The 10,707-nt window shown below is 56.5% G+C and carries 14 protein-coding genes; 7 read left to right on the forward strand and 7 right to left on the reverse strand.

Annotated elements, in window-relative coordinates:
* Position 1: 1 nt before the first annotated feature.
* Genes H7K52_RS05065 through H7K52_RS05075 form a run of 3 tightly spaced genes read left to right on the forward strand, consistent with a single transcriptional unit; the run spans position 2 to position 1,468 of the window.
* On the forward strand, positions 2-439 hold the full coding sequence (locus H7K52_RS05065; protein ID WP_008925156.1) for a PTS sugar transporter subunit IIA: 438 nt from the start codon (positions 2-4) through the stop codon (positions 437-439).
* Positions 436-1,059, forward strand: coding sequence for a P-loop nucleotide/nucleoside kinase family protein (locus H7K52_RS05070; protein WP_003853517.1), 624 nt, complete (start codon positions 436-438; stop codon positions 1,057-1,059). The genes H7K52_RS05065 and H7K52_RS05070 overlap by 4 nt, the downstream gene beginning before the upstream one ends.
* Positions 1,028-1,468 (forward strand): thiol-disulfide oxidoreductase DCC family protein, encoded by a 441-nt coding sequence (locus H7K52_RS05075; protein ID WP_182629777.1) that lies wholly within the window; start codon positions 1,028-1,030, stop codon positions 1,466-1,468. The genes H7K52_RS05070 and H7K52_RS05075 overlap by 32 nt, the downstream gene beginning before the upstream one ends.
* A gap of 49 nt (positions 1,469-1,517) precedes the next feature.
* Here the strand turns inward: H7K52_RS05075 and H7K52_RS05080 are convergent, their stop codons facing one another.
* Positions 1,518-2,453, reverse strand: a complete 936-nt coding sequence (locus tag H7K52_RS05080) for a quinone oxidoreductase family protein (RefSeq protein ID WP_182629778.1) — start codon at positions 2,451-2,453, stop codon at positions 1,518-1,520.
* A gap of 73 nt (positions 2,454-2,526) precedes the next feature.
* Here H7K52_RS05080 and H7K52_RS05085 point away from each other — a divergent pair, with 73 nt between their 5' ends.
* Positions 2,527-3,021, forward strand: coding sequence for a MarR family winged helix-turn-helix transcriptional regulator (locus tag H7K52_RS05085; RefSeq protein ID WP_008925160.1), 495 nt, complete (start codon positions 2,527-2,529; stop codon positions 3,019-3,021).
* A 14-nt stretch (positions 3,022-3,035) separates the two neighbouring features.
* A complete protein-coding gene (gene psrA / locus H7K52_RS05090) occupies positions 3,036-3,935 on the forward strand; it encodes an L-proline-binding transcription factor PsrA (protein ID WP_003853527.1) in 900 nt (299 codons plus the stop codon).
* Here the strand turns inward: psrA and H7K52_RS05095 are convergent.
* Both H7K52_RS05095 and tcuC read right to left on the reverse strand, forming a co-directional pair.
* Complete coding sequence (locus H7K52_RS05095; RefSeq protein WP_003853528.1) at positions 3,910-4,719, reverse strand: molybdate ABC transporter substrate-binding protein; 810 nt, start codon at positions 4,717-4,719, stop codon at positions 3,910-3,912. The two genes, psrA and H7K52_RS05095, sit on opposite strands and share 26 nt — an antisense overlap.
* A gap of 10 nt (positions 4,720-4,729) precedes the next feature.
* Positions 4,730-6,037, reverse strand: coding sequence for an MFS transporter (gene tcuC / locus H7K52_RS05100; RefSeq protein ID WP_105099194.1), 1,308 nt, complete (start codon positions 6,035-6,037; stop codon positions 4,730-4,732).
* Between the two features lie 550 nt (positions 6,038-6,587).
* Here tcuC and H7K52_RS05105 point away from each other — a divergent pair.
* Positions 6,588-7,481: a dihydrodipicolinate synthase family protein gene (locus tag H7K52_RS05105; protein WP_110411420.1), complete on the forward strand. Its 894-nt coding sequence runs from the start codon at positions 6,588-6,590 to the stop codon at positions 7,479-7,481.
* A 14-nt stretch (positions 7,482-7,495) separates the two neighbouring features.
* On the opposite strand, the gene H7K52_RS05110 is transcribed toward H7K52_RS05105, so the two are convergent.
* From H7K52_RS05110 to H7K52_RS05120, 3 genes are all read right to left on the reverse strand, one after another.
* Complete coding sequence (locus H7K52_RS05110; protein WP_003853536.1) at positions 7,496-7,990, reverse strand: P-loop nucleotide/nucleoside kinase family protein; 495 nt, start codon at positions 7,988-7,990, stop codon at positions 7,496-7,498.
* 270 nt (positions 7,991-8,260) lie between these two features.
* Positions 8,261-8,500: a hypothetical protein gene (locus H7K52_RS05115; RefSeq protein ID WP_008925164.1), complete on the reverse strand. Its 240-nt coding sequence runs from the start codon at positions 8,498-8,500 to the stop codon at positions 8,261-8,263.
* A gap of 265 nt (positions 8,501-8,765) precedes the next feature.
* On the reverse strand, positions 8,766-9,095 hold the full coding sequence (locus H7K52_RS05120) for a cupin domain-containing protein (RefSeq protein WP_003853538.1): 330 nt from the start codon (positions 9,093-9,095) through the stop codon (positions 8,766-8,768).
* Positions 9,096-9,234: 139 nt separating this feature from the next.
* On the opposite strand from H7K52_RS05120, the gene H7K52_RS05125 reads away from it, so the two are divergent.
* Positions 9,235-9,873, forward strand: a complete 639-nt coding sequence (locus H7K52_RS05125) for an RpiB/LacA/LacB family sugar-phosphate isomerase (protein ID WP_003853539.1) — start codon at positions 9,235-9,237, stop codon at positions 9,871-9,873.
* A gap of 66 nt (positions 9,874-9,939) precedes the next feature.
* Here H7K52_RS05125 and H7K52_RS05130 read toward each other — a convergent pair whose 3' ends face one another.
* Complete coding sequence (locus tag H7K52_RS05130) at positions 9,940-10,704, reverse strand: ABC transporter ATP-binding protein (protein WP_033762966.1); 765 nt, start codon at positions 10,702-10,704, stop codon at positions 9,940-9,942.
* Positions 10,705-10,707: the final 3 nt, after the last annotated feature.

A 10,707-nucleotide genomic window follows, 5' to 3' on the forward strand; every position in this document is an offset into this window, starting at 1 on the left:
GATGACGATTAAGCAGTTATTGCAAGAGGCCAACGCCATTCAGATTGGCATCGACGCCACGGACTGGCGTCAGGTTATCGCGCTGGCCGCCGAACCGCTGGTTAGCGGCGGCTATCTCGACGCCACCTATCCGGATGCGGTGATCGCGAACACCCTGGCCCATGGGGCGTATTATGTGTTTGAGGAGGGAATTGCCATTCCTCATGCCCGGCCGGAAGCGGGGGTGATCCGCGACTGTTTCAGTATGATCCTGCTGAATGAACCGATCTCGTTTGAGGGCAGTGATAAAGCGGACATTGTGATTATGTTTGGCGCGCGCGACAGCAACGCCCACATTGAAGAGGGGATCCGCGCGATTGTGTCGCTGCTGGAGGATGAGGAGACGCTGGTCCGGTTACGTCGGGCCAGCAGTGTCGCGGAGGTTATCGATATCCTATGACACAAAATATCCCCCCTAAACGCGTGGTGCTGGTTAACGGCATTCCGGCGTCGGGTAAGAGCACCCTGACGCACGCGCTATCACAACACTTTGGCTGGCCGGTGCTGACGCTGGACAGCCTGAAAGAGCCTTTTATGCACGCTTTTGCGCCGGTCGATCGGCAGCGTAACCGGCAACTGGGCTGCGCGGCCTATCAGGCGATCTGGAACATCGTCGAACAGGCACCCGCCAGTCAGGTCTGGCTGATCGATGCCTGGTTTGGTTTTCAGCCGCGCGCGCTGCTGGAGCAGGGACTGCAACAGGCGGGCGTCGAAGAGGTGCTTGAGCTGTGGCTGAAGATTGAACCGGAGGTGGCGGTGGCGCGCTATCAGGCGCGACTGACCCAGCGACTGCCGGGGCATCCAGGCGCTGAGTACCTGCCTGAACTTCATCAGCTGGCACAACAGGCCAGGCCAATGACGCTGGGGCCGTTGTTTGAGGTGGATGCCTGCGCCCAGGATCACGCTGCCGTTATCCACTGGCTGCAACAGCAACTGACCAGAACCCGCTACACTTCAGCTCATCATCAGAGGAGTGAGGAGTTGCAGGATGTCGTCGCCCCCGTATCTGCAAACCGGTGAAAGCGCCGTGCTTTATGACGGCGTCTGTAAGCTGTGTAATGGTTGGGTTCAGTTTCTGCTGCGCCACCATCTGGCGCGGCAGGTCCGTTTTGCCTCGGTGCAGAGCGAGCAGGGCAAAGCGCTGTTGCGCTGGGCCGGACTGCCGGAAGAGAATATCACCACCCTTGTCTACATTGATGGTAATCAGCACTGGCTGCGGGCGCAGGCGGTTTTCCGTGTTATGCAGCACCTGCCAGCACCCTGGCGCGGGCTGGCGGTGCTGCGTCACTTTCCGGACGTGATCAATAACGCGGCTTACGACCGCATCGCGTTAAACCGCTATAAGCTGTTTGGCCGCTATAGCGAGCAGCATGCTCTCACGCCCGATTATCCTGACCGTTTTCTGCATCCGATGCCGTCCGAAGGTTAGTGGCAAGTCTACCCGACAGGCAGGCCCGCGCTGTTGATGCCGCGGGTGACTACAGCGTAAACACTGTTCGACAGCGGCTGTCATCTTCATCCCATGCTGTATCCACCTCAGAAAGAGGCCGTGGTTTAAAAGGCACCGAAAAGCCGTGCTGCCCGGCAGCCTGTAGTAGTTCTGCCAGTGAGTCAATCAGGTCTGCGTTGGATACGCTGCCCAGACCACTCCCCATCAGTGTCAGCCCGGATGCACGCAGCAAATGACTGTGCAAAGGAATCTCCTGTGCGCTGAGTGAGCCAATCTGAACGAAGCGAACGACATGATCACCGCCTCGCACCGCCGCTTCCATGATCGCCAGCGCGCTCTCACCCCAGAGATAATCCAGCACCACATCAATGCCGTCTGCCATCAGGGCAGGAAGTTCAGCGGCCATAGCATCCAGTGTCACGACGCTGTCTGCGCCCTCATTAAGCAGTTGCTGCAGTATCTCCGGGTTCCGGCCGGTCGCAATAATTTTGCCCGCGCCAAGACTGCGGGCGATGCGAATCGCCAGGCGGCCGGATGTGCCGGTTGCGCCGTTAATCAACACGGTTTCCCCTTTGCGCAGTTCAGCCCGGCGGGTGAGTGCGGCCCATGAAGACATGCCTGGATTGGCAAGCGCGGCGGCGACCACGGGGTCCAGCGCTGGAGGAAGCGGAATGACGCAGCGGGCATTGACCACCACACTTTCCGCCATGCTACCCGACGCGGTACCAAAGGTCAGAAAGTAAACGGCATCGCCGTTTTCGAGGTAACCGGTGCCGTCAATGCCTGGCACCAGAGGATAGGGCGCAGTGGCGCTGTAATGCGTGCCTGCCGCCCGTGCTTTGACCAGCTGGCTCATGGCGGCGGCTTTCACGCGAACCAGCATTTGGTTTTCAGCGGGCTGAGGAGTGGGGAAATCCCCATAGTGTGGTTTCTGACCGGCCTGACGAATGATGGCTGCTTTCATAGGTTGCTATCCTTCTAATAATAAGCAATTAAGTGTAAAGTACACACATTATTCCTGCCTCTGGATGGCGTCAATGAAAAGTGTGCAAAATACACATAAATACGATGCGCTGCACAATTGTCTGCTGACGATTGCTGGCGCGCTTAACCGGCCCCAGCGCGATGTAGCGATGATTAAAGCGGCGGGTATCGACCTCGATCGGGCGCTTTTTCCGCTTCTGGTGCAGGTCAGCCGGTTCGGGCCGATCGGCGTGGGTGAACTGGCCGATCGGGTAGGGCGTGACTACAGCACGGTCAGTCGTCAGGTCGCGAAACTGGAAGAAACCGGACTGGTTAAGCGGCAGAAAAACCGGCAGGACAAAAGAATTAACGAGGCAGCAATCACCCTGGATGGCAGAGCGATGACGGATAAAATCGATGCGCAACGTGTGCAGGTTTATCAGCGCGTCTTCCGGCACTGGCCGGAAAGCGATCGTGAAACGCTGGAACAGCTGCTCAGCAGATTCGTGTCCGACTTTGGTCAAACGGAAGGCGATGAAAATGATGAACAAAAGTCTGATGCAGGTTAAGGGAAGAGAAAACCATGCCGGTTAATTTCGATCTCAACGATCTCTACGCCTTTCGCGCGCTGGTGGAGTTTGGCAATTTTCGCCTGGCGGCGGAATCGATCTGCCTTTCACAGTCGGCGCTAAGCCGCCGCATCGATAAGCTGGAAACCACGCTGGGTATTAAGCTGTTTGAGCGGACCACACGCCGCGTCACGCTGACGCTGAAAGGGCATGCGTTTGCTCAGCGTTCGGAAAAGCTGCTGGCCGATTTTGAAGAGGTCATGGCCGATCTGAGTGAGGTGAGCTTAGCCCGCACCGGACTGATTACTGTGGCCTGCGTGCCGTCAGCGGCCTACTATTTCATGCCCAACATCATCCGGCTGTTTCAGGTGCGCTATCCCCGCGTACGCGTGAAACTGATCGACAGCAGTGCGGCTAACGTCTATGACGCGGTGATTGGCGGGCAGGCTGACTTCGGCATCAGTTTTTCCAGCCGCTCGCAGCCGGATGTGCATTTTCAGCCGCTGATGGATGACCCGTACGTGGCGGCCTGCAGGCGAGACCATCCGATAGCAGGCAAAAAGAGCCTGAGCTGGCAGGCGTTTTATCAGCATGAATGGATTGGGCTGGATAAAACCTCCGGCAACCGTAACCTGCTCGATCAGGCGTTACAGGCTGTTATGCCGGAGAAGCCCTGTGTCTGTGAAACCCGGCACGTGACAACTATGCTGGGGATGGTTGAGGCGGGGCTCGGCATTGCTGCCGTCCCCGCCATGTCGCTACCTGGCTACGAGCACGCGCTGCTGACGGCGGTGCCGTTAACCGATCCACCGGTGAAACGCACTGTGGGCCTGCTGCGCAAAAATGGCCGGATACTGTCACATATCGCCAGCGAACTGGAGAACCTGATCATTGAACAGTATCAGCGACTTTAACCGGTTTTGACGCTTTCACGGTGTGCAGGCCGCTGGCGTGGACAGCCTGCTGAGCCTCGGGCGAGGCGAGCCAGTGCAGCAGCTTCGCTGCCTCATCTGGCTGTGCTGACCTGCGCACCACGGCACCGGCAAAACGAGTGGTGTATTGCAGCTTGTCCGGCAGTTCACCAATGAAGGTTACGCCTGAAACAGGCAACAGCTCACTGACCTGCTGAAACCCGATGGCGTATTTACCTTCAGCAACCTGGGAAGCGACCGGGATGCGTTCAACTTCTACCGCCTTGCCTTTAACCTGATCCTCAATGCCCAGCCGTTTGAACAGCTGACTGCTGACATATTTGCCGCTGGCGCTGTCAGAATAGGCGATGGAAGAGGCATTCAGCAGGGCAGTACGCAACTCACTTTCGCTGCCGATTTTAATGGGTGTGGCACCCTTTTTAATGACGGCGCCAATGCGGGAGTCCGCCAGTTCAACCCGTGAGCCTGGCAGCGTCGCGCCCTCTTTTTGCAGATTGCTTAGCGCATCGCCAACCATGATGACCACATCAGCCGGTTCACCGCGTGCCAGCCGGGCTGGAATGGCTTGCGGTGTTTTACCCATTGACGGACCAGCAACGGTGTTGATGGTGATCCCTTCCTGTTTTGCGAATTGTGGCGACAGCGTATCCCACGCCGCTTTAAACCCGCCGGAGATCATTACCGTCAGTTCTTTTGCCTGCGCCGTGGCGCTGCCTGCCACGCTAAACAGCAGGGCAGCATAAAGTGACATCGTTTTCAGTTTCATCTTCCGTTCCTCAGCTAACAGTTTCATGGGCAGGCGTGACGGCACTGCGGGTACGACGATAGAGGTAGAGTGTCGCGCCCAGAGCGCAAACTGCCGCAAAACTCATCCAGTAACCTGGCGAGGCTTTATCGCCGGTCATCTCAATCAGGCCGGTTGACATCACCGGGGTAAAACCACCGAACAGCGCTGTTGCCAGGCTGTAGGCCAGTGAGAAGCCCGCAACACGGACTTCCGCGGGCATAATTTCGGTCAGCGCCGGGATCATCGCGCCGTTGTAGAGCCCGTAGATCATCGACAGCCACAGCAGTACACCCAGCATCATCGAAAAGCCTGGTGCCGCCGCCAGCATGCTCAGGGCCGGATAGGTGGTGACGATCGCCAGCAGTGTCATGGCGACCAGTACAGGCTTACGGCCAAAGCGGTCGGAGATCGCGCCGCCAATCGGCAGCCAGATAAAGTTCGACACCGCTACCAGCAAGGTCACCAGCAGGCTGTCAGAGGCGCTGAGCAGCAGCACTTTTTTGCCAAAGGTCGGCGCATAAACCGTAATCAGGTAAAACGCCGTGGTGGTCATCGCCACCATCAGCATCCCGGCAATCACCACCTGCCAGTTAGCCAGCAGGATGCGGAATACCTGCTTCACATCGGGATGGCTGCGACGGTTGTTGAACGCCTGTGTCTCTTCAAGTTTGCGACGCAATATGAAGATAAACGGCACAATCAGACAGCCAAACAGGAACGGAATACGCCAGCCCCATTCACGGATGGCGCTCTCTTCCAGCACGGCGTTGAGGATAAAGCCCATCGCCGCCGCCACCATAATGGCGACCTGCTGGCTACCCGACTGCCAGCTGGTATAGAAGCCCTTGCGGCCCGGCGTGGCGATCTCCGCCAGATAGACCGACACGCCGCCCAGCTCTGCGCCGGCGGAGAAGCCCTGTAACAACCGACCGATCAGCACCAGCATCGGCGCCCACAGGCCAATGCTCTGGTAGGAGGGGATCAGCACGATCATAAAGGTGCCTGCCGCCATGATGGAGAGCGTGACAATCAGGCCCTTACGGCGACCGACCTTATCGATGTACGCTCCCAGTACCACTGCGCCAATCGGGCGCATCAGGAATCCTGCGCCAAATACGGCAAAGGTCATCATCAGTGAGGCGAACTCACTGCTGGCCGGGAAAAAGGTATGGGCGATGTAAGTGGCATAGAAACCAAACAGGAAAAAATCGAACTGTTCGAGGAAATTGCCGGAGGTAACACGAAATATGGCGCCAATCCTGGCGCGATGAGTCATGGGTGAGGTCGTTTGCATCAGTAACTCCAGTAAGGTTTGACGCTTTTTGCCGCGCCTGTTACTGAAGAGTGGATCAGCGCCCGTCGCTAAATAAGTGCAAAAAGGGCATTGATTGATGTGTGGGAAACATGATTTCTGGGGGTTATCATATAAAACCTATTTTATTCAGTGACTTGAAGCGGGTGGCTGTTTTTCTGCTCATGTTAACGTGAGTGAGATAAGTTTGCGGAATTGTGACAGATTTCATATGCGTGTTACCGTCTAAAACGGAGATTCTGGCGTGACCAGAGGTCAGCGATGCTGGGGGCAAAGAGGTTCAGGACCGAGGTGGCGTGGAGGCATCAGGCAACGGTGATGTCGAAAAACGTACGTAGAGTTGCAGGTAGCGCATCTGATGTTCGGGTCGTGCCTCGGCTTCAAACAGTACGGCAATCATCGCTATTTCCTTTGGGTAAGAGCAAAAAGGGCTGTAGCGCAAAAATAGCGGGCGGGGCAAAGCCATGCTTCGGCCAGTGACGAAATATGACTGTAAAGGTGACAGCCCGAACAGTCTCATGATGGAGCAAAGCGTATGTTCAGCGGACTCAGTGCCTTTCCCCTTACTCCTTTTGCCGATGGCAAACCCGATGAAGCGGCTTTTATTCGGATCCTGCGCAGGCTGACGGAGGCAAAAGTCGATTCTCTGGGCGTGCTGGGGTCCACCGGCAGCTACGCCTGGCTGACACGGGCACAGCGCAGGCGCATTGCCGGGCGGGCCGTTGAACATGCAGAGGCGATTCCAGTGATGATCTGCATTGGCGCGATAAATACTGATGAGGTGCTGGCGCTGGCAGAGGATGCGCAGCAGGCGGGCGCAGCCGCTTTACTGCTGCCACCGCTGGGGTATCAGGCGTTGAAAGAAGATGAAGTGTTTACGCTGTTTGAAACCGTGACGCGACACGCCTCGGTGCCAGTCTGCATTTATGACAATCCGCGCACCACCCATTTTACGTTCTCCGATGCGTTACTGAGCCGGATTGCCTCACTTCCCGGTATCGGGTCGGTAAAAATTCCCGGTGTTCCGGCGGCGCAATCGGCAGCAAATGATCGCCTGGCCCAACTGCGCGACATACTGCCTGCTTCCGTGTCGGTTGGCATCAGCGGCGACGCGTCTGCTGCCAATGCGTTGATTGCAGGCTGTGATGGCTGGTATTCCGTGTGCGGCGGGCTGTTCCCACGTGTCGCGAAAGCAATGACCGACGCAGCAGCAGCAGGTGATCATGAGAGCGTCAGGGCGCAGTCGGAGCGCCTGCAGCCTTTGTGGTCGCTGTTCCGCCAGCACGGCGGCAGCTTCAGGGTGATGAATGCCGCAGCAGGTCTGCTGGGACTGACGGCACGCGACTGCCTGCCGCGTCCGCTGTTGCCACTCTCTGATGCGGATAACCAGCAGATTGCTGAGGTGCTTGCGGCACTCGATCTCTCGTAAATTTGCAGAAGATGTTAACTGTGCCGCACCAGGTTAAAGCCTTCCTCCTCCTGCGGCGGTTCAAAATAGCGGGTAATCAGCGTGAACTGCTCGTCCGTGGCGGCAAAGGCGTGTTCGCCGCTCTGATTACGGGCGTGCAGACGCGCTTTACACAGCGCGTCCGGCACATCCAGGTAATGCATGCGATGGTCGGCAGAGGATGCCTCAATCACCGAGCGCATCCAGTCACGATTCCCCCGGGTGTTGGCCGGAAAATCGAGCACAACCGATACGCCTGCGTTAAGCAATGCGACCAGATGCGGCGTCATCGCCTTCCTGAGCTTTGCCGCAACACGCACGTAATCAGCCACCGATTGCATCTCATCCTTATAGAGTGCGGCCAGCCACTGATCTTCGCTGATCACTACGCAACCGGGCGCAGCACCCAGCTGTGCTGCCAGCGTCGATTTCCCGGACGCTATTTTTCCACACAGCAGATGCAGCGTGGCGGAGAAAGAGGTCATGGTCATAGCACGCCTGAGGAACCTGATAATAAATCGGGAAGATTCAGGCTAACAAAAGAGTTGAAAGAGAAGCAATGAGAGTCGTCGGGTCGGTTTAACAAGGTCGTACACGTATATCAGCTATCAGCTATCAATATTCGCGTCGGTGTAAATTACGGTGCAAAAAAGCGGCAGCTTTTCAGCAGAGGTGACGCGCCTGAACGGGGAAATACGGTCAGGCGGGTTTTCGTGGTAATGCCCGGTGTTGAATCTGTGCTGAACAGCCAGCCACAGACTTCATTTTTGGGCCATCAGCAACGTCAGCAGTTCACGGCAACAGGCTTCTTCTTCAGCACTGTCCGCAGAGGCCAGATGACGCAGTAACTCCATACAGCTTTTTTCCTTGCCCGCTTCCAGTAACTCTTCGATTAGAAAATTAAGTTTATCCTGCTCAGATGCAGCAAAGGATGAACGGAACTCACTATTAACCGGCGCGTTGTGATTCAGCGGCAAGGTAAGGGTATTTTGCATCGGCATATTATTATCCTTTTACGGGTTAAAAAACGAACTGGCGTTGTCATTAAACTTATACAACGATCTTCATTTTGTACAGAAGTGAGCCCGAATGATTTTTTACAGGAAGCTAAGCGCAGCGCGGCCTGAGGGGAAACTGTGGTGAATCATTCAGTTAGCTGGGAAGGGAATGGTGGAAAAATTGTACGCGTTTTAAGTCAAATTTTTCGTGCAGGCAAAATGGGCAGTCATGCGGCAGTTCAGGAGGCGGCCCGCCGGGCCGCCTGCACTATTTCGTGGTCAGGAAATCTTCGCGCTGTGGCGTAAAGGTATCCAGCAGCACGCCAGCCTCAAGACAGACACAGCCATGAACCACATTGGGTGCTTTATAGAGTGTGTCCCCAGCGCCAACTTCCCGGGTTTCACCGTTGATGGTGAAGGCAAAGCGTCCGCTCAGCACATAGGTCAGCTGCTCATGGGGATGATGATGTAGCGGACCGATGGCGTCTTTTTCAAAACGCACTTCAACTGCCATCATTGTGCCGCCATGTGCCAGTACGCGGCGGGTCACGCCGTTACCCAGATCTTCCAGTGGTCGCTCTTTGTGGTAGATAAACATCATTGTCCTCACGCAGTCGTGGGCGCTGCAATGGCCGTTTTGTGATGGGCCTCACAGCACCAGGGTGAATTAATCCATGCACTTTAATGGTTTTTCTCTAAAATGAAACAGTGTTTCATTTATTTTACGAGGGTAGATCATGAAAATCGCGTTAATGATGGAAAACAGTCAGGCCGCTAAAAACGTTACCGTGCTGAAAGAACTGGAAGGCGTCGCGCAGCCGCTGGGCCATCAGGTCTTCAACGTCGGGATGAGCGATGAGCAGGATCATCATCTGACCTACATTCACCTCGGCATCCAGGCCAGCGTGCTGCTTAACAGCCAGGCAGTGGATTTTGTCGTTGCGGGCTGTGGCACCGGCCAGGGCGCGCTGATGTCGCTTAACATCCATCCGGGCGTGGTCTGTGGCTACTGTATCGATCCGGCGGATGCTTACCTGTTCGCTCAAATCAACAACGGCAATGCCTTATCTCTGCCATTTGCTAAAGGTTTTGGCTGGGGCGCTGAGCTGAACCTGCGCTTTATCTTTGAAAAAGCGTTCACGGGCGAGAAGGGCAATGGCTATCCGCCAGAGCGTAAAGAGCCGCAGGTGCGAAACGCCGGTCTGCTGAATCAGGTCAAGGCTGCGGTGATCAAAGAGAACTACCTTGATACCCTGCGTGCCATCGATCCTGAACTGGTTCGCACCGCCGTCAGCGGCCCGCGTTTCCAGCAGTGCCTGTTTGAGCATGGCAAAAACCAGGAGATCGTTGCTTTTGTGCGTCAGCTGACCCACTAACGCATTCGATATCACAGGGCCGGTCCAGCCGGCCTTTTTTGATTCTTTTCAGATACCCGCTGATATTCAGCCCGGCTGCGCCAGCGCCGCATGATTGTGGCGACTCGCTTCCACCAGCATCCTCGTATAGGGCATTGCGGCGCGATCGGCCACCAGCGTCGGCACATCCAGCGTCTCCAGCACTTTGCCCTGTTGCATGACGGCTACGCGATGGCAGAGATGCGCCACCACGCCAAGATCGTGCGTCACCATCAGATAAGTCAGGTTCTCCTGCTGCTGCAGATCGCTGAGCAGATTCAGGATCTCCGCCTGCACCGAAACATCCAGTGCGGAGGTCGGCTCATCCAGCAGCAGCACGCGTGGCTCCAGAATCAGCGCCCTGGCAATTGCCACGCGCTGACGCTGACCACCGGATAGCTGGTGGGGATAACGCGTCTGCCAGGCGCGATTCAATCCAACCTTATCCAGCATCGCCACGACCCGCTGCTGACGCTGCCCGATACCCTGAATCTGCAACGGCTCTTCCAGAATGTCGCCCAGCGTGTGACGCGGATGCAATGAACCGTAAGGATCCTGAAACACCATCTGCACCTGCCGACAGCGCGCCCGAACGATGTGATGCGCCAGTGGCTGACCATCAATCATCAGCTCTCCCTGCCAGTGAGTGAACAGCCCCGCCAGACACTTCAGCACCGTGGTTTTGCCCGAGCCAGATTCACCGACCAGCCCGAAGATTTCACCCTGATTAACCTGCAGATTTACGTCGAACAGCACCTGATTCCGCGCGCCCTCATCGCCAAAGCTGAGGTTGAGATTTTTTACATTAATCATCAC

This window comes from Pantoea hericii, from assembly GCF_014155795.1.
Lineage (GTDB): Bacteria > Pseudomonadota > Gammaproteobacteria > Enterobacterales > Enterobacteriaceae > Pantoea > Pantoea eucalypti.